This window comes from Streptomyces sp. MGP-P1, from assembly GCF_057766565.1.
In genome coordinates, this window is the sequence record NZ_JBYMEM010000001.1 from 184,896 (window position 1) to 208,606 (window position 23,711).

20 protein-coding genes and 2 pseudogenes are annotated in these 23,711 nt (G+C 69.3%); 15 read left to right on the forward strand and 7 right to left on the reverse strand.

The window, feature by feature from the left end; genetic code table 11:
- Nucleotides 1–233: 233 nt before the first annotated feature.
- Entirely contained in the window at nucleotides 234–1,343 is a 1,110-nt protein-coding gene (locus AC3CH1_RS00825; protein WP_488461054.1) for a hypothetical protein, read from the reverse strand.
- A gap of 596 nt (nucleotides 1,344–1,939) precedes the next feature.
- On the opposite strand from AC3CH1_RS00825, the pseudogene AC3CH1_RS00830 reads away from it, so the two are divergent.
- Nucleotides 1,940–2,638: pseudogene (locus tag AC3CH1_RS00830) on the forward strand (transposase).
- A gap of 1,203 nt (nucleotides 2,639–3,841) precedes the next feature.
- Here AC3CH1_RS00830 and AC3CH1_RS00835 read toward each other — a convergent pair.
- A complete protein-coding gene (locus AC3CH1_RS00835; RefSeq protein ID WP_488461055.1) occupies nucleotides 3,842–4,114 on the reverse strand; it encodes a hypothetical protein in 273 nt (90 codons plus the stop codon).
- 494 nt (nucleotides 4,115–4,608) lie between these two features.
- Complete coding sequence (locus AC3CH1_RS00840) at nucleotides 4,609–5,556, reverse strand: LysR substrate-binding domain-containing protein (protein ID WP_488461056.1); 948 nt, start codon at nucleotides 5,554–5,556, stop codon at nucleotides 4,609–4,611.
- A gap of 171 nt (nucleotides 5,557–5,727) precedes the next feature.
- Between AC3CH1_RS00840 and AC3CH1_RS00845 the strand changes: the two genes are divergently transcribed.
- The 11 genes from AC3CH1_RS00845 to AC3CH1_RS00895 all read left to right on the forward strand — a co-directional run bounded on the left by AC3CH1_RS00845 (nucleotide 5,728) and on the right by AC3CH1_RS00895 (nucleotide 17,336).
- Complete coding sequence (locus AC3CH1_RS00845; RefSeq protein ID WP_488461057.1) at nucleotides 5,728–7,155, forward strand: aldehyde dehydrogenase family protein; 1,428 nt, start codon at nucleotides 5,728–5,730, stop codon at nucleotides 7,153–7,155.
- A complete protein-coding gene (locus tag AC3CH1_RS00850) occupies nucleotides 7,152–7,997 on the forward strand; it encodes a 2-keto-4-pentenoate hydratase (protein ID WP_488461058.1) in 846 nt (281 codons plus the stop codon). The genes AC3CH1_RS00845 and AC3CH1_RS00850 overlap by 4 nt, the downstream gene beginning before the upstream one ends.
- Nucleotides 7,994–8,767, forward strand: coding sequence for a 2-keto-4-pentenoate hydratase (locus tag AC3CH1_RS00855; RefSeq protein WP_488461059.1), 774 nt, complete (start codon nucleotides 7,994–7,996; stop codon nucleotides 8,765–8,767). The genes AC3CH1_RS00850 and AC3CH1_RS00855 overlap by 4 nt, the downstream gene beginning before the upstream one ends.
- The gene (locus AC3CH1_RS00860; RefSeq protein ID WP_488461060.1) at nucleotides 8,764–9,201 is read left to right on the forward strand and encodes a RidA family protein; all 438 of its coding nucleotides are present in this window, start codon (nucleotides 8,764–8,766) and stop codon (nucleotides 9,199–9,201) included. Before AC3CH1_RS00855 ends, AC3CH1_RS00860 begins: the two co-directional genes overlap by 4 nt.
- Entirely contained in the window at nucleotides 9,198–9,770 is a 573-nt protein-coding gene (locus tag AC3CH1_RS00865; protein ID WP_488461061.1) for a 3-hydroxyanthranilate 3,4-dioxygenase, read from the forward strand. Before AC3CH1_RS00860 ends, AC3CH1_RS00865 begins: the two co-directional genes overlap by 4 nt.
- Nucleotides 9,767–10,789, forward strand: a complete 1,023-nt coding sequence (locus AC3CH1_RS00870) for an amidohydrolase family protein (protein WP_406188019.1) — start codon at nucleotides 9,767–9,769, stop codon at nucleotides 10,787–10,789. Before AC3CH1_RS00865 ends, AC3CH1_RS00870 begins: the two co-directional genes overlap by 4 nt.
- Nucleotides 10,786–11,700 (forward strand): acetaldehyde dehydrogenase (acetylating), encoded by a 915-nt coding sequence (locus tag AC3CH1_RS00875; RefSeq protein ID WP_488461062.1) that lies wholly within the window; start codon nucleotides 10,786–10,788, stop codon nucleotides 11,698–11,700. The genes AC3CH1_RS00870 and AC3CH1_RS00875 overlap by 4 nt, the downstream gene beginning before the upstream one ends.
- The gene (dmpG, locus tag AC3CH1_RS00880; RefSeq protein WP_488461063.1) at nucleotides 11,697–12,767 is read left to right on the forward strand and encodes a 4-hydroxy-2-oxovalerate aldolase; all 1,071 of its coding nucleotides are present in this window, start codon (nucleotides 11,697–11,699) and stop codon (nucleotides 12,765–12,767) included. Before AC3CH1_RS00875 ends, dmpG begins: the two co-directional genes overlap by 4 nt.
- A complete protein-coding gene (gene kynU, locus AC3CH1_RS00885; RefSeq protein ID WP_488461064.1) occupies nucleotides 12,761–13,996 on the forward strand; it encodes a kynureninase in 1,236 nt (411 codons plus the stop codon). The genes dmpG and kynU overlap by 7 nt, the downstream gene beginning before the upstream one ends.
- A gap of 71 nt (nucleotides 13,997–14,067) precedes the next feature.
- A complete protein-coding gene (locus AC3CH1_RS00890; protein ID WP_488461065.1) occupies nucleotides 14,068–15,846 on the forward strand; it encodes an LVIVD repeat-containing protein in 1,779 nt (592 codons plus the stop codon).
- Between the two features lie 50 nt (nucleotides 15,847–15,896).
- Nucleotides 15,897–17,336 (forward strand): amino acid permease, encoded by a 1,440-nt coding sequence (locus AC3CH1_RS00895; protein WP_488461066.1) that lies wholly within the window; start codon nucleotides 15,897–15,899, stop codon nucleotides 17,334–17,336.
- A 344-nt stretch (nucleotides 17,337–17,680) separates the two neighbouring features.
- Here the strand turns inward: AC3CH1_RS00895 and AC3CH1_RS00900 are convergent, their stop codons facing one another.
- The 4 genes and pseudogenes from AC3CH1_RS00900 to AC3CH1_RS00915 all read right to left on the reverse strand — a co-directional run bounded on the left by AC3CH1_RS00900 (nucleotide 17,681) and on the right by AC3CH1_RS00915 (nucleotide 19,996).
- Nucleotides 17,681–18,277, reverse strand: coding sequence for an NlpC/P60 family protein (locus AC3CH1_RS00900; protein WP_488461067.1), 597 nt, complete (start codon nucleotides 18,275–18,277; stop codon nucleotides 17,681–17,683).
- A gap of 41 nt (nucleotides 18,278–18,318) precedes the next feature.
- Complete coding sequence (locus AC3CH1_RS00905; protein ID WP_488461068.1) at nucleotides 18,319–18,762, reverse strand: P1 family peptidase; 444 nt, start codon at nucleotides 18,760–18,762, stop codon at nucleotides 18,319–18,321.
- 56 nt (nucleotides 18,763–18,818) lie between these two features.
- A pseudogene (locus AC3CH1_RS00910) lies at nucleotides 18,819–19,226 on the reverse strand (P1 family peptidase); the annotation flags it as partial.
- A 152-nt stretch (nucleotides 19,227–19,378) separates the two neighbouring features.
- Nucleotides 19,379–19,996 carry a peptidoglycan DD-metalloendopeptidase family protein gene (locus AC3CH1_RS00915; RefSeq protein ID WP_488461069.1) on the reverse strand — a complete coding sequence of 206 codons (618 nt, stop codon included), beginning with the start codon at nucleotides 19,994–19,996 and terminating at the stop codon, nucleotides 19,379–19,381.
- Between the two features lie 211 nt (nucleotides 19,997–20,207).
- Between AC3CH1_RS00915 and AC3CH1_RS00920 the strand changes: the two genes are divergently transcribed.
- The 3 genes from AC3CH1_RS00920 to AC3CH1_RS00930 all read left to right on the forward strand — a co-directional run bounded on the left by AC3CH1_RS00920 (nucleotide 20,208) and on the right by AC3CH1_RS00930 (nucleotide 23,710).
- The gene (locus AC3CH1_RS00920; RefSeq protein ID WP_488461070.1) at nucleotides 20,208–20,819 is read left to right on the forward strand and encodes a TetR/AcrR family transcriptional regulator; all 612 of its coding nucleotides are present in this window, start codon (nucleotides 20,208–20,210) and stop codon (nucleotides 20,817–20,819) included.
- A gap of 390 nt (nucleotides 20,820–21,209) precedes the next feature.
- On the forward strand, nucleotides 21,210–22,238 hold the full coding sequence (locus AC3CH1_RS00925; protein ID WP_488461071.1) for a LacI family DNA-binding transcriptional regulator: 1,029 nt from the start codon (nucleotides 21,210–21,212) through the stop codon (nucleotides 22,236–22,238).
- A 227-nt stretch (nucleotides 22,239–22,465) separates the two neighbouring features.
- The gene (locus AC3CH1_RS00930) at nucleotides 22,466–23,710 is read left to right on the forward strand and encodes an extracellular solute-binding protein (RefSeq protein ID WP_488461072.1); all 1,245 of its coding nucleotides are present in this window, start codon (nucleotides 22,466–22,468) and stop codon (nucleotides 23,708–23,710) included.
- The last annotated feature ends 1 nt before the right edge of the window (nucleotide 23,711 follow it).

Consider the following 23,711-nt stretch of genomic DNA (forward strand, 5'->3'; position numbering starts at 1 on the left):
GCCCAGGCCGGGGGCTGACGTGCTCCCGAAGCCCCATGACTTCCCGGCAGTCCGGATCCCACCGACAGCAGACGGCCCCTCTGACAACCCCCTCACGCCGGTCCGGGACCTTGAACTCGCGGGGGTGAGCGGGGCCCTGCCGGGGTGAACGCCCAGGGGCCCCGCTCACGCGTCACATCACATCCTGGACGTTGTTCCTGTCTGGATCTCGAAGAGGCGCGGTGCGCCTCAGATCAGCGCGCTGAGGTGTACGCGGCGAAGAACGGGGTCTTCACCGGGGCTCCGCCGGGACTGAAACAGGCTACGTAGAGCCGGACCGTACCGCTGGTCCTGTCCCACGGCGCGTGCAGACCGCAGTACTCGGGGCTTTTCCCGTAGGCGGTGACCTGAGCAGTGTCCGACGGAACGGCCACCGATGGCAGGGTGACGATGAAGGGTGCCCCCGAGCCGCCGAGGGTGTTGGTGGCTCCGCTGGAGTTGTAGTTGGTCAGGGCAGGTAGCGATCCGTTGTACCAGAGGTATCCGAAGGACCTCGGCGGAAAAGCCGGTCCATGCACCGCTCGCAGGTAGGAATAGCTCAGGGTCCACTCGGTGTCGTACGGAACGTTGGATGCGTTGTAGCACGCGACCACAATGGTCTGCCCCGTCGCGCCCGGTGCCCAGTCGGCCACCTTGCACCGCGCTCCCTGTTTCGCGTCCACTGCCGTGGCCTGGAGATTTCCGGCGTGGCCGGCCTGGCCGAGACCAGGGAGCCACGCCTTCCAGAGACCGGTCGAGCCTTTGCTCACCGAATTGACGGCACCCACCGAGTTGTACTGCGTGAGGACCGTGCCGCTGCTGTCCGAGTTCACGTAACCGTAGGAGCCGGTGGGCGTGGTCGGGAGACCGCTGCTGCTGGTGTAAAGGACCGTGAAGGTGGAGTTTGCCGGCGCACCGCTGGGGAGGTAGCAGTGGACGTAGACGTCCTGGCCAGGGCCCACGGTTTTCCAGTCGGCGATCTGGCACCAGCGGGCAGCGCTGCTCACCGCGGTGGCGTGGGCTACGCCACCCGGCCCCCCGATCAGGGGGAAGTGCACGACGTAGGAACCGAGGCCGATCTGGTCGACCTTGACAGGGTTGGTGGACGGAGAGGACCAACTGCCTGACTGCCGTGATGGGTCGGGGACGTAGCTGGGGGGTGGAGTTGCGTTGTCCAGGTACGCGAAGCCCCAGCGGTCCGGTACGGCAGCGTGGGCGGGACCGGCAGCGGGAACGGCTGCGGCCAGAAGCGCGGCCAGCATACCGAGGACGAGCAGAACGGCTTGGCCGGGTCTCCTCGACATGGCTGAGGTGCGGACGTGCATGGGCGTGCCTCCTGTGCGATGAGGGGGGTACTGCCTGCGCGATCCATTGCTGTGGTCCGAACGTCCGACATGCGTCGTGGTGCGAAGCGCGCCCGAGAGCCAGCCCTCCCGCGGCTCTGAGAGGACAAGCAGAGCAAGTTCTCCGACTGCGTCCCGGGGTGGCTCGAATTCCGATGCTCACTGTTGCAGAAGTACGGTGCCGCGCCGAGCTTTCGGCCAGCCGTTCCGGTTCTCGCCGCACCTGCCCCAATGACACCGCAGGCCCGCCGGTTCCCCAGGCACACTGTGTGGATCAGCCGCTTCGGCCGCTTCCCTGCCACCGGTCATGTCACCCTGACCCTTTCATCCCTTCTCCGTCGCTGCGCACCATCACCGAGCCTGGCTGAAAGATGCCAGTTCTCTCCGCAGGAGAAGTCCGGCGCTCCACAGGACCCCACCACTGGCAACAGCTTCGAGCAGCCCAAGTTGGCACCGGAAGGAGGGCGGTCCCTTAGTGGGCGTTTTGTTATTCTTTGGATGGATTCGATGTCGCCTGATGGTGTGGCGGCGGGGCGGAATCCGCCGGTCCGCGGTTGGTGATCTGGTGATGTGGCCGGGTGAGTGAACGCCAGCCGTACCCGCGTGACTTATCGGACGCGCAGTGGTCGTTGATCGAACCGGTGATCACCGCGTGGAAGGACCGGCACCGCTCGGTCAGCGGGACCGACCAGGTCAGTCATGAACTCCTGCGCTGCCAGGTCCGCGAACGTGCCCGACGATGAGAGGACCCGCCCCTGGTGGTTCTGGACACTCGGAGTGTCCACGTGGCCGCCGGGGTCCCCGCCTCCACGAGCGGCCACGATCCGGCCAAGCGGGTGCCCGGCCGCAAGCGCGGACTGGCCGTGGACGTCCTCGGCCTGGTCATCGCAGTCGTCGTCCTCGCCGCGAATACCCACGACAACGCCGCGGGTATCGTCCCGCTGGACCAGGTCGCCGAACGCGCAACCGTCCGCAAAGCCCCGGTCGACCAGGGATTCAAGAACCAGGTCGTCGGGCACGGTGCGGGCCTGGGTATCGATGTCGAGATCGTCAAGCGCAACCCGCGGATCAGGGGGTTCGTGGCGCAACCGAAGCGGTGGAGGGTCGAGCAGACCTACGGGATCCTGATACCGCACCGGCGCCTGGTCCGCGACTACGAGCACCGGCCCTCCTCCTCCGCCTCCCGCGTCTACTGGGCGATGGCCCACGTCATGGCCCGCCGACTCAGCGGCACGAACACCCCCACCTGGCGCGATGCGCAGACGGCGGCAGTGTGAACATCAAGCCCCTCCTCGACGCGCTCGACCTCCAAGAGGACGCCGCCCCCTGGCCGACGGCCTCCGCACCCAGATCGAGGAACGCACGGCCGACTGCGGGAGGCCGAGACCCACCTCGAACACCTCGCGATCACCCGGACTACCCACGCGTCCTCGGTGTCTTCTACGAGGCCATGGGCCCCCTCCGGGCCCGCGATGTATGCGCAGCCCCCGACCACGAACTGCTGCCGAAGAACACAGAAGGCACCCGCCGAGCTGAAACGCCTGGTCAAGCTCGGTATCATCACCGAAGTCGACACCGGCAGCTTCGCCAGGAAGCAGTAACCGACCAAGGCCCGGGACCAGCGATCCTGCCCCGCGCTCACCTGTGCCGAGGTTCAGCGGTTGTCCCCGTCGGCACCAGATAGCCTGCGAAAAAGGCAGGCCGAAGCAGTCGGCCTGTCACCGGAGAGGCGCTGCAGTTGTCACACATGGGCGACGCCTGGGTCGTACGGAAACCGGTGCGCAGCATTCCTCGCGAGGACCTCATCGCCATGCTTCGTGAACAAACCCCGGCATGCGGACCTGCCCGTGACGTCCTGGTCGCCGGAGGCGCCTTCGACGTCTCGGACGGTCTGGTCCCCGCCAGTCGGCACGCGGGTGTGTTCGCGATCCGCATCCGCACAGCTGCTCGGCGTGGCCACACAGTCGAGGGCCTCGCCGCCTCCGTTGACATCCTCCGGCGGGCCGGGGAAGAGCTTGCGCGTACCGGTCTCATCTACTCCGTGGACAGGTCGTCCGTGTTCACGCTCTTCCTGAACTGCTCAGCGACAGAAGTGCTGGCCTGTGCCGGCGGACTCCGGCCCATTCCCCCGCAGTCGTCGACAGATGCCCTCGAGTGACAACACGCGCTTCGGCTCATCAGCTCGAAACGGACATCAGCTCACGGACCCTGCTTTCAAACCGACTCGCACTCCAAATGGCGCCTGACCTAAGGCTGTTCACCTGAGGAGGGGCCGCCGTTCGAGTGAGTTGGATCTTGCGTTGGCGTCACCACTTGACTACTCCAAGGTGGGCCGCCGCGCCCGTCGCCCTGTTGGGTTTGGTCGGCTTCGTCACGGCCCCAGTCCGTACTCCTCCTTACGACACGTCGTTGCCTGGTTCGCGGCACGAAACCGGGCGGCGGAGTGGCGGCGGCGCACCGGGAGGTGCGGCGTGGCCGGATCAGGGCAGGTCGCTGGGGCCGGCGAAGGCAGGACGGACGGGGGGACAGCGCACGGGCTGCTGGACACCGCGCCGGTCAACCTCGGCCGCACGAACGCCGGGATCTACGCGGCGGTTACGCGTGGTCTGGCCGACTGCGGCTCCAGCGGCGAAGTTCCCGATCAGGCCGTAGGTGGCGGTGTCCGAGGTCACCCAGCCCGCCGTGATGTCGGACCTCGGTGCGAAGAGGTCCGCAAGGGGGCCGGTGAGGACGTTGGAGGTCGCGCCGTTCACGACCGCGATCAAAATCCGGGCCATACGCGGGCCAGACTCAGGCAACTAGCAGGCACTGACAACGCTTCTGCTGGTCAGCACAGCGTGGCGTCTGTGCGACCAGCAGACGAAGAACCTTCCGGTGCCGTACTCGCCGAAGAAGCCGGACTTCTTCTAGGAGCACACGAAAGGGCGCCTGGCCAGGAAGTTTCCCTGGCAGACGACCTTCGTTGCGTGCATTGAAGCCGTGGAGCGAATGACGAGGCTACTCCCGATATATCCCACCGCTGTCCCACTTCTGATCAGCTGTTCCGGGGCATTCTCCGGGCCAAGGTCCGACTCGGGCGCCCCGTACATCGCTCTCCGGCTCGTCCCACCGCCGCATCGACTCCGCAGGTGCATGTCCTCAGCGGGGCGCATGGCGGCGTAGTACATGCATCCACCTGGACCAACACCCCGCGACCATCCACGACGGCACTGCGTTCCCAAACACCCCCGACAGGACAAGACGCCCTTCAAGGGACCACCGAAATCTCGTCCAGTGTCTCGCGCAGCAGGACCGCTTCCTGGTCGAGGTGGTGAAGCAGCGCCTGGAGAGCGGGGGTGCGCGTCCGGTGGGCCGCTTCGGTGGTGCCCACCGTACGCCCCACCGAACGGAGTTCGACCGGGAGTGCGGCGAGGTGCTCGTCCTCGCGCAGGACCAGCTCGGGCAGGAGCGCCACCATGTCCGTCTGGAGCAGCAGCGCCCGCATGGTGAGGATGGACGTGCACTCGACGCGGTCCACGGGCGGTGAGAGACCCCGGTCGACGAAGACGGCACCGAGTTCCTGGCGCAGGGCCGTCTGCTCGACGGGCAGGATCCAAGGGAATCCGAGAGTGTCCGCGAGTTCGACGTCCACGGTGTCGAGGAGCGGGTGGCCCGAGCGGACGGCGAGCCGGATCGGCTCCCGGTAGAGCTTCCGTTGGCGCAGTCCGTCCCCTTCCCTGGGGGTCGATCCCACCCGTCCCACGATGACGTCCAGTTCACCTGCCAGCAGTGCCGGGTGGAGGACGTCCGGGGTCCCTTCCCGGACGACGACGGTGAGCCGGGGCCGTTCCCGTTTGAGCCCTGCGACCGCCCGGGGCAGAAGCACATTGGCTCCGGCCAGCAGGGTGCCCACGGTCACGGTGCCGTCCAGTCCCTGATGGAGTCCGGTGAGGTGGTCCCCGGCCCGGCGAATCTCGGCGACCACGGCGCGGGCGTGCTCCGTCAGGGCTTCGCCGTAGACGGTGGGCCGCATCCCGCGCGGTACACGGACGAAGAGCGGCAGGTCGGCGATGGTCTCCAGTTCGTGGAGGGTGCGGGTCGCGGCCGGCTGGGTGAGGTGCAGCGATTCCGCGGCCCGTACGACGCTCCCGTGCTCGTACACCGCGATGAGCAGGATCAGGTGCCGGAACTTCAACCGGCCGTCCAGGAGGTCCATCGCTGCGGGCTCCTTCCGGGTACGGAGGGCGGTTCCCCCCTGCCATACCAGGATTGTTATAGCTGACGCGCCGATTGGCATTGGATCGGCATAGCTGGGTGGGTGCACTATACCGGCACACCCGGGGGCGACTTTCGGACACGCCCCGGCTGGATGACGGAGGTCCACAGCGTGAGTTCACCCGTACGGCATTACGTAGGAGGCGGGTTCGACGCGTCCGGCGTGCCGCTCCCGCTCGTCGACCCGGTCACCGGGCGTGTTGCCGGCGAGGTACCGCAGGCGTCCCGGGAGGTGGTCGACCGGGCGGTTCGTGCGGCTGGGGAGGCGCTGCGCGGGCCGTGGGCGGTATGGAGCCCGACCGAGCGGTCACGGTTGCTGCACCGGATCGCCGACGGAATCGAGCGGCGCTTCGAGAAGTTCGTCGCGGCCGAGTGCGCCGACACCGGCAAGCCGCGCGCGTTGGCCTCGTCGGTCGACATCCCCCGGGCCGTGGCCAACTTTCGCTCCTACGCGGGGCTCCTGACCGGGCGCGGCGAACGGTCCTGGCACACCGCCACCCCGGACGGCCGCGGCGCGCTGAACTACACCGTCCACAAGCCGCTCGGCGTCGTCGCGGTGATCTCGCCGTGGAACCTGCCGCTGCTCCTGCTCAGCTGGAAGGTCGCGCCCGCCCTCGCGACCGGCAACACGGTGGTGGCCAAGCCGTCCGAACTCACCCCCGGCACGGCCTGTCTGCTGGCCGAGGTGCTGGCCGAGGCGGAGGTTCCGCCGGGCGTCTTCAACCTCGTGCACGGACCGGGAGCGGACGCGGCCGGCCAGTGGCTCACCGAGCACCCGGGGGTGGACGCCGTCGCCTTCACGGGTGAGTCGCGCACCGGATCGATGATCATGCGGGCGGCTGCGGAGCGGTTGGCGCCGGTCTCCTTCGAACTGGGCGGTAAGAACGCCGGACTCGTCTTCGCCGACGCGGATCTTGAGCAGGCGGTCGCCGGCACCCTCCGCTCCGCCTTCACCCACAGCGGGCAGGTCTGTCTGTGCACCGAGCGGTTGTACGTGCAACGGCCGGTCTTCGACGCGTTCGCCGCCGCGCTCGCCACCGGCGCGAAGGAACTTTCCGGCTACGGCCCGATGGTCTCCGCCGCCCACCGGGACAAGGTGCTGGGCCACCTGGAGAGGGCCGCCGCCGACGGGGAGGTACTGGCGGGCGGCGGGGTACCGCGCTTCGGGGACGAGCGGGACGGCGGCTTCTGGGTGGAACCCACCGTGCTGGCCGGACTACCGGAGGACCACCCGGCGGTACGGGACGAGATCTTCGGCCCGGTCGTACACCTCGCGCCGTTCGACACCGAGGACGAGGCGTTGGCCCTCGCCAACGCCGGCCCGTACGGACTGGCCGCCACGGTGTGGACCGGTGACGTGGGCCGCGCCCACCGCGTCGCCCCCGCCCTGGAGGTCGGCACCGCCTGGGTCAACACCTGGAACCTGCGTGACCTCCGTGCGCCCTTCGGCGGTGTGAAGGCGTCCGGGATCGGCCGTGAGGGCGGCGACCACTCCCTCGACTTCTTCTCCGAACCGATGAATGTGTGCGTGAAACTGTGAGTACGACGGACTCCACCGCGACCAGGACGGGCGCCCCACGCGACCCGGTGACGGGGGCCGCCGAGCGGCTCGACGAGGCGCATCGCACAGGCGTTCCGTGTGCACCGGTCCGCGACCTCCTGCCGCCCGGTGACCTGGAGGCCGCCTACGCCGTCCAGTCCCTCCTGACCGAAGGACGCCTCGCCCGCGGCCGGCGCGTCACGGGTTGGAAGATCGGTCTCACCTCGACCGCGGTACAGCGGCAACTCGGCGTCGACACACCGGACTTCGGCGCCCTCCTCGACGACACCGCCGTACCGGACGGCGCCGAGATCCCCTGGGGCTCGGTACTCCAGCCCAAGGTGGAGGCCGAGGTCGCCCTGGTTCTCGAAAGTGACCTCGTACACGATCGGCACACGGTGGCCGACGTGATCCGCGCGACCGCGTTCGTGCTGCCCGCCATCGAGGTGGTCGGCAGCCGGATCCGTGACTGGGACATATCCGCCGTGGACACCATCGCCGACAACGCCTCCAGCGGCGCGTACGTGCTGGGCACGCGACCCGTGCTACTGCGGGAACTCGATCTGCGTTCCGCCGGCATGGTGTTGGAGCGCCGTGGCGAGCCCGTCTCCACCGGTGCGGGTGTCGCCTGCCTCGGCAACCCACTGCACGCGGCCCTCTGGCTGGCGGACACACTCGTCCGGCTCGGCAGTCCGCTGCGGGCCGGGGACACGGTGCTCACCGGCGCGCTCGGTCCCATGGCAGCCGTCGAGCCGGGTGATGTGTTCGAGGCCCGGATCGACGGGCTCGGGTCGGTGCGCGCGGCCTTCGGGCGCGTCGACACGGAAGGGGCGGTCCGATGAACATCACGACCCTGGCCGAGTCCCTCGACCGTGCGGCGTTGGACGCGCGTCCGCTGCCGGGCGGTGCCACCGGCCTGGCGGACACCACCGAGGCGTACGCGGTCCAGGACGCCCTGATCGTGCGGCGGCTGGACCGCGGCGAGCGGCTCACCGGCTTCAAGCTGGGCTTCACCAGCCTCGCCAAGATGCGGCAGATGGGCGTCGCGGATCTGATCCACGGACGGCTGACGGATCGGATGGAGATCCCCGACGGGGGACAGTTCGACATCTCGGGACTGATCCATCCGCGGGTCGAACCGGAAGTGGCGTTCCTCCTGGGGAGCACCCTGCGTCCGGGCGCCGATCCGTGGGCGGCCGTCGCGGCCGTGGCGCCCGCGCTGGAGGTCATCGACTCCCGGTACGACGGCTTCCGGTTCTCCCTGCCCGAGGTCATCGCCGACAACACCTCGGCCGCGGCCTACGCCGTGGGGCCCTGGGGAGAGCCGGGTGCCGCGAGCGGACTGGGCAACCTGGGCGTCCTGCTGGAACTCGACGGACGCCCGGTGGAGACCGGTTCCACCGCGGCGATCCTCGGGCATCCGCTGCGCGCCCTCGCAGCGGCGGCCCGGATCGCCGGTTCGCTGGAGCCGGGCACCGTGATCCTCGCCGGCGCGGCGACCGCCGCCGTACCACTGCCCCCCGGTGCACACGTACGGGCGTCGGTCACAGGAATCGGTGCCGTCCAGTTCACCGCCACCAGCGCTCCGACCAGCACCGAGGAGGACGCGTGATCGTCCCCGGCGCCGCGCCGCCCCGCGGCCGTTTCCCGCACCTGAGGCGCGCGGGCGACTTCGTCTTCGTCTCCGGCACCAGCTCCCGGCGCCCCGACGGCACCTTCGTCGGCGCGAACGTCGACCCGATGGGCGTGACCGACCTCGACGTCCGGGCCCAGACCCGGGCCGTGCTCGACAACATCGCGGCGTTGCTCGACGCGGCCGGCGGCGGCCTCGACGACCTGGTGTCGGTCACCACGTACCTCGTCAGCATGAACGACTTCGGAGGCTACAACGACGTCTACGCCGAGTACTTCGACGAGCACGGGCCGACCCGCACCACCGTCGCCGTCCACCAGTTGCCCCATCCCCACCTCCTGATCGAGATCAGCGGCGTGGCCCACCTCCCCCGGAGCGGCCACCTCCACCAGAGCGAGGAACAGCACCGATGACCATGAGACCGTTCAACCTCCAGTCCTGGATCGAGGAGAACCGGCACCTGCTCAAGCCGCCGGTGGGCAATGTCCAGATCTGGCAGGACGCCGATCTGATGGTGACGGTCGTGGGCGGACCCAACCGGCGCACCGACTTCCACGACGACCCCATCGAGGAGTTCTTCTACCAGCTCAAGGGCGACATGGTGCTCCGCGTCATGGAGGAGGAGGGCCGGCCGCCGCGCGACATCCACATCCGCGAGGGAGACGTTTTCCTCGCCCCGGCGCACCTGCGGCACTCCCCGCAGCGGCCGGAGGAGGACAGCATCGGCCTCGTCGTCGAGTTCGCCCGACCGCCAGGGCACCTCGACGCGTTCGAGTGGTACTGCATGGAGTGCCACCACCTGGTGCACCGCAGCGAGGTCCAGCTCACCTCGATCGTCGACGACCTGCCCCCGGTGTTCGGCGCCTTCTACGCCGACACGACCGCGCGCACCTGCCCCCACTGCGCCGCCGTGCACCCCGGCCGGGACTGGCCCGAACGGCTGCGTCCACGCACCCGCCGCGACGAGGAGGCGGGAGCGTGACCGTCGTCGACGTGCACGCCCACGTCTTCCCGGAGATCGGCCGCGCCGAATCCCGACTGCTCACCGGCTCCGACGACGGCCCCTGGCTGCGCACCACGGACGGACCGGGCACCGGAATGATGATGGCCGGTTCCACCGAGTACCGGCCGGTGAGCCGCACCCTGTGGGACCCGGCGGAGCGCATCGCCGACCTGGACCGGCTCGGCGTGGACGTCCAGGTGCTGTCCAGTACCCCCATGCTGTTCGGCTACGACCTCGAACCCGAGCGCGCCGTCGAGTGGTGCCGGACGGTCAACGCGCATCTGCTGCGGTACGCCGCGCACGCCCCGGACCGGCTGGCCCCCCTCTGCCAGGTGCCCCTCCAGGACACCGAAGCCGCCTGTGCGATGGTCAGCGACGCCATGGGACAGGGTTTCCGCGGCGTCCACATCGGCAACCACCTCGGCGATCGAGACCTCGACCACGGCGCGCTGATCGAATTTCTCGCCCACTGCGCCGAGGAGGACGCGGCCGTCCTGGTCCACCCCTGGGACCTGCCGTCCGGGCCGAGGTTCTCCCGGTACATGCTGGCCTGGCTCGCGGGCATGGCCGGTGAGACCCATCTGACCATCCTTTCGCTGATCCTTTCCGGTGCCTTCGAACGCCTCCCCGCCTCGCTCCGGCTGATGTTCGCCCACGGCGGCGGCAGCTTCCCGTACCTCCTGGGACGGGCCGACAACGCCTGGCACCGCAGGGACCTCGTACGCGCCGACAGTCCGCATCCGCCCTCGTACTACACCGACCGCTTCTCCGTGGACTCGGCCGTCTTCGACCTCGGCGCGCTACGGCTCCTCGTGGACGTGATGGGAGTGGAACAGGTGCTGCTCGGTTCCGACCACCCCTTCCCGCTCGGTGAGGAGGAGATCGGCCGGCTCGTGCGGGAGAGCGAACTCTCCCCGGCGGAGCGGACCGCCGTCCTCGGCGGCAACGCCGTCCGCTTCTTCGGTCTGGCCCCGCTGGCGAAGGAGGCCGTCCGATGAAGGCAGCCGTGATCGGATCGGGCAACATCGGCACCGATCTCCTCATCAAGATCATCAGGGGATCGGGGAACGTCACCGCCGCCGCGATGATCGGCATCGACCCGGAGTCGGCAGGGCTCGCACGGGCCCGCCGCCTCTCCGTGCCCACCAGCGCCGGCGGAGTGACCGGGCTCCTGGCCCTCGACGGATTCGACGAGATCGACCTGGTCTTCGACGCCACGTCCGCCGCCGCCCACCACCACAACGCCGCAGCCCTCGCGCCGTACGGCAAGACGATCGTCGACCTGACCCCCGCGGCCATCGGCCCGTACGTCGTACCGTCCGTCAATCTCGACGAGCACCTCGACGCGCCCAACGTCAACATGGTCACCTGCGGCGGTCAGGCCACCGTCCCCATCGTCGCCGCCGTCTCGGCGGTGGCACCGGTCCACTACGCGGAGATCGTCGCCTCGATCTCCTCCCGGTCTGCCGGCCCGGGCACCCGCGCCAACATCGACGAGTTCACCGAGACCACCTCCCGCGCCCTCGAACAGGTGGGCGGCGCGACCCGTGGCAAGGCGATCATCGTGCTCAACCCCGCCGAACCACCGCTGTTGATGCGCGACACCGTCCACTGCGTCGTCGACGACTGCGACCCCCAGCAGGTGACCGCCTCCATTCACGCCATGGTCGACTCCGTCGCCGCGTACGTGCCCGGCTACCGGCTCAAGCAGGAGCCGCAGTTCCGCTCCTTGGCGTCCGACGATCCGCTGACGGCACTCGGGCCCGGCGGGCGGCTCCTCGTCTCCGTCTACCTGGAGGTCGAGGGCGCCGCCCACTACCTCCCGGCCTACGCCGGAAACCTCGACATCATGACCTCCGCCGCGCTGCGCACCGCCGAGCGCCTGGCCGAACGGAGCCGGGCCCGATGACCAAGGTCTACGTCCAGGACGTCACCCTGCGGGACGGCATGCACGCCGTGTCGCACCGCTACACCCTCGAACAGGTCCGGGCGATCGCCGCCGCCCTCGAAGCGGCCGGTGTCGACGCCATCGAAGTCGCCCACGGCGACGGCCTCTCCGGCTCGTCCGTCACCTACGGCCCCGGCGCACACACCGACGAGGAATGGCTGGAAGCCGCGGCCGACGTGCTCGACCGCGCCAGGCTCACCACCCTGCTGCTGCCCGGCATCGGCACCGCCGACGACCTGCGCCGCGCCCACTCCCTCGGCGTCACCTCCGTCCGCGTCGCCACCCACTGCACCGAGGCGGACATCTCCGCCCAGCACATCGGCCTGGCCCGCGAACTGGGCATGGACGTGTCGGGCTTCCTGATGATGTCCCACCTGGCCCCGCCCGCCGAACTGGCGGCCCAGGCCCGCCTCATGGAGTCGTACGGCGCACACTGCGTCTACGTCACCGACTCCGGCGGCCGGTTGACCATGGACGGCGTGCGGGACCGGGTCCGCGCCTACCGCGACGCCCTCGATCCGGCCACCGAGATCGGCATCCACGCCCACCACAACCTCGGCCTGGGCGTGGCCAACAGCATCGTGGCGGTGGAAGCGGGGGCGTACCGCGTCGACGCCTCCCTCGCCGGACAGGGCGCCGGCGCCGGCAACGCGCCGTTGGAGCCGACGGTGGCGGTGTTCGACCTCATGGGCTGGGAACACGGCTGCGCGCTGTTCCCGCTCATGGACGCCGCCGAAGAACTCGTACGACCGACGCAGGACCGGCCCGTGCGCGTCGACCGGGAGACCCTCACCCTCGGGTACGCCGGGGTGTACTCCAGCTTCCTGCGGCACGCCGAGAACACGGCCCTGCGCCACCGGCTCGACACCCGTGACCTGCTGGTCGAGGCCGGACGGCGGCGGCTGGTCGGCGGGCAGGAGGACCTGCTCACGGACATCGCGCTCGATCTCACCAGGGACCGCGAAGCCGCCCCCGCCCCTGCCGCCGGGCGCGCCCCCTCACACGACGACGGAGACACCCCATGCTGACCGAACGCGCCACAGCGCTCGACGCCGCCGACCCCCTCGCCCACGTCCGCGCCCGCTTCCTCCTCCCCGAAGGCGTCGTCTACCTCGACGGCAACTCCCTGGGCGCCCTTCCCGCCGCCGTCCCGGCGGTCGTCGAGGACGCCGTGCACCGCCAGTGGGGCACCGACCTGATCCGTTCCTGGAACGGCAACGGCTGGTGGGAGGCGCCGACCCGGACCGGCGACGCGCTCGGCCGGCTGATCGGCGCGGCCCCCGGGCAGACGGTCGTCGGGGACTCCACCAGCGTCCAGCTCTTCAACACCCTGCTGGCCGCCGCCCGGATGCGCCCCGGACGCCGACTGCTGCTGACCGATCCCGACCACTTCCCCACCGACCAGTACATCGCCGACTCGGTTGGCCGACTCCTCGGGCTCGACGTCCGCCGGGTACCGGCCCGCGAGGCCGCCGCGGTGCTGGCCGCCGAAGCCGGGAACGTCGCCGTGGCCGCCTACGCCCCGGTGGACTACCGCACCGGCGAGCTGTACGACATGGCCGCGCTCACCGCCGCCGCGCACGCCGCCGGTGCCCTGATGCACTGGGACCTGTGCCACGCGGCGGGCTCCCTCCCCGTCGAACTCGACGCCATCGAGGCGGACTTCGCGGTCGGCTGCGGCTACAAGTACCTCTCCGGCGGCCCCGGGGCGCCCGCGTTCGCCTATGTCGCCCGGCGGCACCAGCCGGACTTCGACCACCCCCTCACCGGCTGGCACGGACACGCGGAGCCGTTCGCCATGGCGGGCACGTACACCCCGGGGACGGACATCAGCCGGGCCCGGATCAGCACTCCGCCGCTGTTGTCGCTCCTCGCCCTCGAAGCCGCGCTGACGGCCTTCGACGGGGTGGACATGACGGCCGTGCGCAAGAAGAGCCTCTCCCTGACCGGGTTCTTCCAGGAGTGCGCCGACGAACTCCTCGACGGCCTCGGCTTCACCATGGCAACCCCGCGCGACCCGGCCCGCCGCGGCAGCCAGGTGGCCCTGCGCCACGCGGAGGCGTACCCGCTGGTGGCCGCGCTCACCGCCCGCGGTGTGATCGGCGACATGCGCGCTCCGGACCTGCTCCGGTTCGGATTCAACGCCCTCTACGTCACCCACGCGGACGTCCTGCACGCCGTCCGCGAACTGCTCGCCGTCGTGACCGACGGCGACCACCACAGCCCCGAATTCCGGCAGCGCCCCACCGTCACCTGATTCGGCCCGCGCGCCCGCCCCAGGGGCACACGGCCCATCCCGCTCCCTTCCTGCTCCGATTGGACCGTCAGATGCGTCCCCTCCGCAGAAAAGCCGCCCTCGCCGCGGTGGTAGCCGCCGCCACCACGGCCACACTCCTCGCTCCCGGTGTCTCCGGCGCGGACACCACCAGCGCCACGGCCATCCCCGCCGCCGATCCCGACATCCTCGACGCGTGCGAGGACCGCCGCCCCGGGCCGGCCGACCCCGGCTCGTACGGCATGCAACTGGACGGCAGCTTCCGGCACCCCGCGCTCACCCCGGTCGACGAGCAGAACGAACACTCCTTCCCGGGCCGCAACGAGAAGTACGACACCCGTTCGTACATCAAGAACATGAAGGTCGAAGCCGCCTACGAGGGGGCCGACTTCACCCCCGACTACTTCCACACCTGGCAGAACATCGTCGACTTCGACGGCCGCCGCTACCTCTTCCAGTACAGCCGCTCCGACGGCCGCGTCTACGACATCACCGACGTCAAGAAGGTCAAGGTGGTCGAGAGGATGAGCCGCGAGGACGTGGGCGGCGACGAGACCCGGGCGAATGGCGACTGGGCGGCGCACGACTACTGGGGCGCGTCCACCATCCAGTGGAACAAGAAGCTGAACGCGTACGTCATGGTCCAGAGCTTCGAGAGCAGACGCCAGATCTCGGAACTCTCCGACCACCCGCCCAAGGACAAGTACAACAACCCGGAGGGCGTCGCGAAGCTGCGGGCCAAGCCGGGGCTCAAGGGCTTCAAGGTGTTCCGCCTGGACGGCCCCCGCAAGAAGGACTGGAAACTGCTGACGACGGTCTCCACCGACTCCACGCAGGCCGACCCTCTGAACACCGACCCGGCCACGGCACAGCAGGGCTCCGGCTCGATCGACGTGCCGCACTGGACCGGCGAGAAGTACATGTTCATCGCCACGGCGCCGAACGATTCCTACTCCGGGACCGAGTACCCCACCAATCTGCACTCGGCGGGCTACCAGTCCTGGGACATGTCCGACCCGGCCCGCCCGAAGCTCCTCGACACCTGGCACCTGCCGGGCCAGCGCACCGGCGAGGAGGCCGCGTACCGGAACAACCCGCGCTGCGGGAACCGGACCAGTTGGATGGGCGCCCGGATGCCGCTCTTCCTCCCCAAGCCGGTCGAGAAGGGCGGACGCTACGCCTTCGCGGCCATGGGCGGCTACGGCCTGACGGTACTGGACGTCTCGAACCCCTCGAACATGAGGACCGTCAGCCACCTGGACCTGCCGGCCTCCGTCGCGGGCACCGAGGGCGACAACATCGACGTCTCCCAGTACGAGAAGACCGGAATGATCTACTACTCCGGCTACCCGCTCACCGAGGACTGCTACGAGCCCTACAAGGACGTCTACCAGATCGACGCACGGGACCCGAAGAAGCCCCGCGTCGTCGGCGTCCTCCCCCGCCCGACCCCGCCGAAGGCCGCCGGCATCAACGACTACTGCCAGCGCCGCGGCAGCTTCGGCCCCAAGCGCACCGGCTACTACACCAACCCGGGCCGACACACCCCCGGTGTCCTGAGCTACGGCTTCTACAACGCGGGCGTGCAGTTCTTCGATGTCTCCAAGCCCGCGTCGCCGGAGATATCGGCGTACTTCGTTCCGAAGGCGTACGGTCCCTCCACCGCGGACTACGCGTACGGCAACCAGACCCACGGCGTGTACGTGGAGTGGGACCGCAACATCGCGTGGACGCTGACCAACCACGGCATCTACGCACTGTCCTCGCCGAAGGTCCTGGGCAAGCCGGACCTGAACGCACCGGCGAAGCCGTTCCGCAACAGCGAGTTCTGAGTCGCCGCCCCGCTCCCACCCCCATCACCTTCCAGAAGGGTCCCACCGCCATGGCCGCACCCAGCGACTCCGCACCGCTCGCCCCGCCCTCCGAAGCCGACGGCGCCAGACCGTCGCCCGCAGGTGGAGGGCTGGTCCGCTCCCTCACCCACCGGCAGACCACCATGATCGGGCTGGGCTCCGCGCTCGGCACCGGACTCTTCCTCGGCTCCAGCACCGCGATATCCGTGGCCGGCCCCGCCGTGATCGTCGCGTACGCGATCGGCGCGGTCCTGGTCGCCATCATCGCCGTCCTGCTCGGCGAGATGTCCGCCGCCCACCCGGTCCAGGGTTCCTTCGGCACCATCGCGCACCGCTACCTCGGCCCGTGGGCCGGGTTCCTCAGCCGATACCTGTACTGGTTCAGCGCCGTCGTCGTCATCGGGACGGAAGTCGTCGCCTCCGCGCTCTACATCCGCTGGTGGTGGCCCGAGGTGCCGATGTCGGCGGCGATCCTGGTGATCGCCGCGATCGTCCTCGCGGTCAACATCATCAGTGTGAAGTCCTTCGGCACCACGGAGTTCTGGCTCTCCAGCATCAAGGTGGTCGCGCTCTGCGTGTTCATCCTCTGCGCCGCACTGCTGGTCTTCTTCGGTCTGCCCGACACGGAGGCTTCCGGCTTCGCCAACCTCTCCGACGACGGTGGCTTCATGCCGCACGGCCTGGAATCGATCTGGCTGGCCATGTCGGTGGTGATGTTCGCGTACGCCGGGTTCGAGGTCGTCGCCATCGCCTCCGCGGAAGCGGTCGACCCGCAGCGCACCATCCGTACCGCGATGCGCCAGCTGGCCTGGCGGCTGAGCTTCTTCTACCTTCTCGCCATCACCCTGGTCCTCGCGCTGATCCCGTGGCGCAAGCTGGCGGAGGGGGACGGGAGCGTCGAGGCGAGCCCCTTCGTGCGGGTCTTCTCCGAGGTCGGCGTGCCGGCCGCGGCGACCCTCACCAACGCGGTCGTGCTCATCGCGGCCATGTCGGCCGCCAACGCCCACCTGTACGGCGCGTCCCGGCTGTTGCACTCGCTCGGAGACGACGGCCTGGCCCCGGCGCCGACGGCCAAGCTGAGCAAGCGCGGCGTCCCCGCGATCGCCCTGGCCGTCTCGTCCCTGGGTATCGCCGTCGCCGCTCTGCTGGCCTTCTACGACGTCAGCGGCCTCTTCAACATCATGATGTCGATCGCCATCTTCGCCGTCCTCCTGGTGTGGCTGCTGATCGTCGCCTCGTACATCGCCTTCCGACGCCACCGTAAGGCGAACCCCGAGGAGTTCACCGGATTCAGCGTTCCGGGCGGTGGGAAGCTGGCGGTCGTGGCCGTGGTCGGGGTGCTGACCGTCGCCGCCACGGCGGTGGAGGTCCCCGACATGCGCCAGGCCGCCGGTATCGGCCTTGCCTTCACCGCGGTGCTCTTCGCCTGCCACGGCCTGCTCACCCTGCGCCGGAAACGGCAGAAGTAGAGGCCCACCCCAGGGGCGCCACCCCTACTCGTCCAGCCCTCGGCAGCTGCACGGTTCACGTCTCACGCCTCGCGGGGCGTCGCTGTTTCCCGGCGGCGCCCCGCGGGACGTCCGGGCCAATCACGCAGCCAGATGGAGCCGACGCGGTGGGGCCGGGAAGTGGCCTTCCCCGGTCCCGCGAAGTAGCGGTCCAGCCGTCAAAGAGAGCTGCCACGGCGCGAGGTCATAGTGCTCGTAGAGCTCCAGCACTGGCTTGACCAGCTGGTCGACCGTGGACGGCATCAGGTGCAGGGCGCGGAGCACGGCCCGACGCGGAGAGAGCGGCGGGCCGTGCTCCGGGCTGCTCAGTAGCCGTTGGGAGTGAGGACGTCGACGTAGATCGGGTCGCGTTCGGTCCCGCCGAGGGTGACGGTGTCGTACTTGACCCTGCCGTAGTAGGCGTTGGCGTCGATGGCCTGGCCGTTGCCGATGTAGACGCCGGTGTGGTCGAGGTCGCCGCCGTAGCGGATGCCGTCGTTCGGGTCGGTGTCCCAGAAGATCAAGTCGCCCGGGCGCGGGTCGGTGGTCCGGCGGCCTTGGTTGATCTGACCCTGGAGCCAGTAGTTCAGTTGGAGGCCACGGCCGGTGGCGGCTTTGGTGCCGTCCCAAATCGCGTGGCGGTTGAGGCATTCGCAGTCGACGCGTGCGGTTCCGCAGGTCCAGCCGTATTCGAGTTTGTAGGGGGTGCCGAGGTATGCCTTGGCGGCGTTGACGACGGCTTGGCGGACGCCGGCGGCGCGAGTGTCCGCGGCGGCGGTCTCGGGGGCGGCGGTCTCGGGGGCGGCGGTCTCGGGGGCGGCGGCGGCCGGTGATACCAGGCCGCCCACGACCGCCGCGGTGACGGCCAGCGTGGTGAGGACTCCTCGCCGTCGGGGGGTTACGGGGGAAGGACGTGGGGACATGGCTTCTCCTTGTGGGAAGGGGCACCGTCGGCTCGCTGTGTTCAGCCGGCGGCGTGGTGCTCGCGCAGCAGGTCGATGACCTGCTGGTGGGGCAGGGCGGGCACGTGGTGTCCGTCCCGGCCGGTCATGGGGGTGTTGGCCACCAACGCGTCGGCCACCGCTTCGTCGACGCAGTGCACGGTGGCGTCGAACAGGCGGTCCGTGTCGCCCCAGGGAACGAAGAGCAGGGAGTCCAGACGTTCCTCTCCTCGCCCGTTGGGATAGCTGCTGGCGAGGGAGGACGGGTTGGCGGTGGAGAAGGCGAGGAAGAGGTCGCCGGAGAAGTGGGAGCCGGTGGTGCCCGAGCGGGCCAGGCCGAGCGGGACGCGCCGGGCGAGGGCCGCGCACTGGCCGGGCAGCAGCGGAGCGTCGGTGGCGACGGTGACGATGACGGATCCGGCGCCTGCGGGGAGGGGCGCCCGGCTTCGCTCAGAGGGTCCTCGCACCGCAGGCGGTGTCCGATCGGCACCCCGGCCAGGGTCAGTTCGTGCCGTGCGCCGAAGTTGGCCTGGACGAGTACGGCGAGGGTGTAGGTGACGCCGCCGTGGGTGACGAGTCGCGACGCGGTGCCGGTGCCGCCTTTGAAGCCGTAGCACCTCATGCCGGTGCCTCCGCCGACGGACCCCTCGTCGAACGGTCCGTCGGCGGCCGTTTCCAGCGCCTGTCGGGCGAGGGCCGGAGTGACGTGGTCTCCGTTGACGTCGTTGAGGTACCCGACCAGAGAGGGTGGTTCGGTGCCCACGTTCCAGCGCACCGAGTCGAGGGGCCCCTTTGCGGGAGGGGTCGTGATCTGGAGCTTCGCCGCTCCAGGGGCGGCCGGTGCGGAGCCGGACGGTTGCTGGCAGGCGGCGGCGGAGGCTCCGGCCAGGCACAACAGGGTGGCGATCAGGCGAAGAGGTCTGGGGATCATGCCGTGAAGCCTCGCTTGGGGCACGTGCGCGACGAGCGCGAGGAAAGAGGACGGCAGCGGGCAGCGGTGCCCGCGATGCGTGGTGCGGGGCGGACCGAGGACGGTGCGCGGTCGCGGTCGCGGTCGCCGGCCGGGGATTGACGCCCACGCACTCAGGAGGGCAGGCCGAGTGCGTTCCACAGAACGAAGGGGTCCATGTCCGCGCACGGCCCGATGGGGCTCGCCCCGTGGTTGCCGCGGGCGGCACGGAAGTGGACGTGTGCGTGGTTCAGGCCGTCGGCCTTGGTGCCGACCTTCGCCCACAGAGCCCCTCGTGTGAACGTGGTGCCCACCCGTAGCTCCGAACCGTCGAGGAGGTGTCCGAGGGTCAAGCTCATGTCCACGGTGGGGAAGTAGACCTGGATCCAGCGGTTGTAGCCCCCCGGGTCAAAGCCTCGCCCGACGACCCTGCCGCGACCCCAGGCGTGGACGCGGTTGCCGGTCGGCGCCCCGACGTCCACCCCCTTGTGCCGCTGGTCCCCGCCGCACCCGAACCGATAACCGGGGAAGTACTCGTTGTAGTGCGACGTCGTCACTCCCGCCTGGACCCCCCACCATGTGCCCGCGGGCAGCTCAGCTGCCGCTGCCACGGAGGCCGCTGCCACGGAGGAGGAAGACGCTTCGGGGACCGCGGACGCGGCCGGGGCGGTCGCCACGACGCTCGTGACCATGGCGGCTGCCGCCACCGTGACGGCGAGCGCGCGACAGAGATGTGCTGTTGATCCGGTCATGGGTGGCCTTCCTGACGGCGGTACACCAAGCGCGACGGCCGTGGCCGTGACGCCGATCAGACGCGCGACTGCTCGTCGTACGGCCCCGCGGAATCCTGCCGGAATTCTTCGGACGAGACGACAAAAAACTAGGGAAGGGTGGTGTCCACGTCAAGAGGTCAGGGATAACATCGCCGACGAGCCGCTTGAACTCCCCAGCCGAGGATCACCATTGGCCAGACCCAGACAGCAGGACGCACGCCGAGAACACCTGGTCGGCGCCGCCCGCGCCGCGATCGTCCAGCGTGGCCTCAACGCCACCAGGGTGAGGGACGTGGCCGACCAGGCAGGGGTGGCGACCGGCACGGTGACGTACTACTTCCGCGAGCTCGACGAGCTCTTCGACCTGGTCTTCGCCGAAGCCGTCGACCGGTTCTGCACCGACCGCGAACGCGAAGCCGCCTCGTTCGACGGCCCCCGCGAGCAGCTCTCGGCCGTCCTGTGCTCCGGCCTGCCCACCGGGCCGGAAGACGAACTGTGCTGCCTGCTGTACGAGTTCTCTCCCCAAGCCCGGCGCCGACCGGGCGACGCCCGGCTGCGCAAGCAGCTCTACGAGCGCCAGGTCGCCCTGTACGAGAAGATCCTCAGCGCCGGTGCCGACACCGGCGCGTTCACTCTGCAGAGTCCCGCCCGGCAGGTGGCCGCGAATCTGGTCGCCCTGGAAGACGCCTACGGCTACCACGTCATCGCCCGGACCTCCATGGACCGAGCCCAGGCAGAGATCCATCTGTTCGGTTATGCCGCACTCGCGACCGCCGAACCAGGACTGCTCCCGCACTCGTAGGCGAGATCGTCGCCGAGACGTCCCCAGGCGCTGAGCAGTTCGCGTGCCGCGTGTCGCCCTGGGGGCAGGGCGGACTGTGGTGCGGGGCCGGTGGGCGACCAGGGCCCGCACCCCAGCATGGCGCCGTCGCTCGGTCACTCACCGGCTCGGCGGCAGGTCACTCGTCACTCATCCAGCTCGGCGGCAGAGCACGAGGGTGCGCCGGCTCAGCCCGGCTCGTGTGGTCGAGGCCGGCCCGCGTGGGCGTCGTTGCGGGCGTTGTCGGGCTCCTCGATGATCACCGCACGTACGGGAAGCCGTCTCCTCTTCCGGATGAGGCCCGCCATGACGCGTTGGCGAAAATTTTCTCTACTGTGATCGATTTTTGCGAACACGATGTACCGTGCTCTCATGGCATCGAAGCTGATACAGGTGGCCGAGTTCGCGGGCGTGAGCCAAGTGACCGTCAGGCGTGTACTGAACGGCAGTCCTGCGGTCGCCGAGGCGACCCGGGAGCGCGTCTTCCGGGCCTTGGACGTGCTGGGGATCAAGCGCCCGACAGCTCTGGACGTCGAACGCTCCCCTCTGGTGGGCCTGGTGATCCCGGACCTGCAGAACCCGGTCTTCCCGGCCTTCGCGGAAGCCCTGGCGGGGCGGCTGAACAAGCGTGGATACATACCAGTTCTTTGCACTCGCACAGCTGATGGAGTGTCCGAAGCGAACTACATCGACATGCTTCTGGCGCAGGACATCGGCGGGATCGTGTTCGTCGGCTCCAGCTACGCGGATGCCGGGGAGGAGCAGGGAAGGGCACTCAAGGAGCGCCAGGTCCCGATGGTGCTGGTGAACGTCGCCGATGAGAACCTGGAGGTGGCCCAGCTGGCAGCCGATGACGCTCACGCCGTCGAGCAGGCCCTTGTCCATCTGGAGCGTATGGGGCATGAGCGCATCGGGCTGTTGGTCGGCCCCGACGGCCACGTTCCCTCCGTTCGCAAGCTCAAGGGGTACGCCCGGTTCTGGCGGGCCCGGGGAGTGGAACCGGAGGTTTGGACGCCCTGGGTCGGGCACGCCCTGTTCTCCCTGGAGGCCGGCGCGCACACCGTCGCCGAGCTGCTCGCGCAAGGAGTGACGGCTGTCATTTGCGCAAGTGACACACTCGCGCTCGGGGCTGTCCGAGGGGCCAGGCGCCAAGGGCTGCGCGTTCCCGAAGAGTTGTCGGTCGTGGGTTTCGACGACTCCGCGCTGATGAGTGCCGTCGATCCGCCCCTCACCACGTGCCGGCAGCCCGTGGCGGCGATGGCCGAAGCCGCGGTCACCGTCCTCACGGAGCAGGTCCAAGGCCGCCGAACGACGCCTGGACTGACGCTGTTTCAGACAGAGCTGATCGTCCGGTCCTCGACTGCCAGGCCGCGCTCCGCAGGACTGTCTACGCAACTTTAGATCTTTTGCAGCTTGTCATTGACTTTTTACATGACTGACTTCTACCTTCTGCATGTCCGCTGACGCCTCGGTCGACGAGACCGCAGGCGCAGTGCATTGAGGAAGGCAGATTTGTCATGGGTGGAGACCGAAGCCGTCGCAGATTCATCAGCGTGGGCATAGCTTGCGCTCTCAGTGGGGGGCTGGCCGCTTGCGGTGGTTCCCCGTCCTCTGGTGGCGGGGACGGTGTGGTCACCATCTCGGTGAACGGCATGCCGCCCAAGACCCAGCCGGTGGACCGCAAGTACTTCGAGCAGGACGTCAAAGCGTTCGAGAAGGAACATCCCAAGATCAAGATCGATGCCCGCGAAGGCCAGATGGACCCCAAGACCTTCTCGGCCAAGCTGGCCGGCGGCCAGCTGGAGGACGTCTACTACGTCTACTTCACCGACCCGGCAGGTCTCATCCAGCGCCGCCAGGGCGCGAAGATCACCGAGCACGTCAAGGACATGCCGTACTTCAAGGACGTCAAGACCGAGTTCCTCGACGTGTTCACCGGCCCCGACGGAGCTCTGTACGGCCTGCCCAACGGGCAGTACTCCCTCGGCCTGATCTACAACCGCGCCCTGTTCGAGAAGGCCGGTCTCGACCCCGACAAGCCCCCCACCACGTGGCAAGGGGTCCGCGAAGCGGCCAAGAAGATCACGGCGCTGGGCGACGGCGCGGTCGGCTACGCCGACTACAGCAAGAACAACCAGGGCGGCTGGCACTTCACGTCGTGGGTCTACTCCATGGGCGGAGACATCGCCGTGCAGAAGGACGGGAAGTGGAAGGCCGCCTTCGACAGCGAGGCCGGCCGCAACGCGCTCCGGATGCTGCACGACATGCGCTGGACCGACAAGTCGATGGGCACGCGTCAACTGCTGCAGATCGACGACGTGCAGAAGATGATGGGCTCCGGCAAGCTCGGCATGTATATGGCCGGACCGGACAACATTCCCACGATCGTCAAGCAGTTCGAGCGGAAGTACGGCGAGTACGGCGTGGCCGCCATGCCCGGTGAGGCCACCCTCGGCGGCGGCAACGGCTTCATGTTCAATCCGAAGGCGTCACCGGAGAAGATCAAGGCCGGCATCGAGTGGGTCCAGTGGAAGTACCTGAACCCGGACCGCACCGAGTTCGAGGACAAGCGGGCCTCCGGCAACGACGTGCCCATCGGCCTTCCGCTGGACCGGCTCTTCAACGGCGCGGCCGAGGCCAAGCAGGCTAGCGCGCACGCGAAGTACGCCAACGTGCCGCAGGACAACTACAAGCCGTTCGTCGAGCGGAACGCCCAGATCGACCAGAAGGTCGAGCCGCCGAACGCACAGCAGATCTACACCGTTCTCGACGGAGTCATGCAGGCCGTCCTGACCAAGGAGGACGCCGACCTCGACCAGGTCCTGTCCGACGCGGCCAAGAGGGTCGACGCCATCCTCGCGACGGTCCGGTGAC

What these genes read in the sequence shown, in the direction of transcription:
- kynU (WP_488461064.1), top strand. Translation starts at nt 12,761, where the DNA reads ATGCTGACCGAACGCGCCACAGCGCTCGACGCCGCCGACCCCCTCGCC.
- dmpG (WP_488461063.1), top strand. Translation starts at nt 11,697, where the DNA reads ATGACCAAGGTCTACGTCCAGGACGTCACCCTGCGGGACGGCATGCAC.
- AC3CH1_RS00865 (WP_488461061.1), top strand. Translation starts at nt 9,198, where the DNA reads ATGACCATGAGACCGTTCAACCTCCAGTCCTGGATCGAGGAGAACCGG.
- AC3CH1_RS00925 (WP_488461071.1), top strand. Translation starts at nt 21,210, where the DNA reads ATGGCATCGAAGCTGATACAGGTGGCCGAGTTCGCGGGCGTGAGCCAA.
- AC3CH1_RS00840 (WP_488461056.1), bottom strand. Translation starts at nt 5,556, where the DNA reads ATGGACCTCCTGGACGGCCGGTTGAAGTTCCGGCACCTGATCCTGCTC.
- AC3CH1_RS00825 (WP_488461054.1), bottom strand. Translation starts at nt 1,343, where the DNA reads ATGCACGTCCGCACCTCAGCCATGTCGAGGAGACCCGGCCAAGCCGTT.
- AC3CH1_RS00915 (WP_488461069.1), bottom strand. Translation starts at nt 19,996, where the DNA reads ATGACCGGATCAACAGCACATCTCTGTCGCGCGCTCGCCGTCACGGTG.
- AC3CH1_RS00890 (WP_488461065.1), top strand. Translation starts at nt 14,068, where the DNA reads ATGCGTCCCCTCCGCAGAAAAGCCGCCCTCGCCGCGGTGGTAGCCGCC.
- AC3CH1_RS00875 (WP_488461062.1), top strand. Translation starts at nt 10,786, where the DNA reads ATGAAGGCAGCCGTGATCGGATCGGGCAACATCGGCACCGATCTCCTC.
- AC3CH1_RS00895 (WP_488461066.1), top strand. Translation starts at nt 15,897, where the DNA reads ATGGCCGCACCCAGCGACTCCGCACCGCTCGCCCCGCCCTCCGAAGCC.
- AC3CH1_RS00855 (WP_488461059.1), top strand. Translation starts at nt 7,994, where the DNA reads ATGAACATCACGACCCTGGCCGAGTCCCTCGACCGTGCGGCGTTGGAC.
- AC3CH1_RS00900 (WP_488461067.1), bottom strand. Translation starts at nt 18,277, where the DNA reads ATGTCCCCACGTCCTTCCCCCGTAACCCCCCGACGGCGAGGAGTCCTC.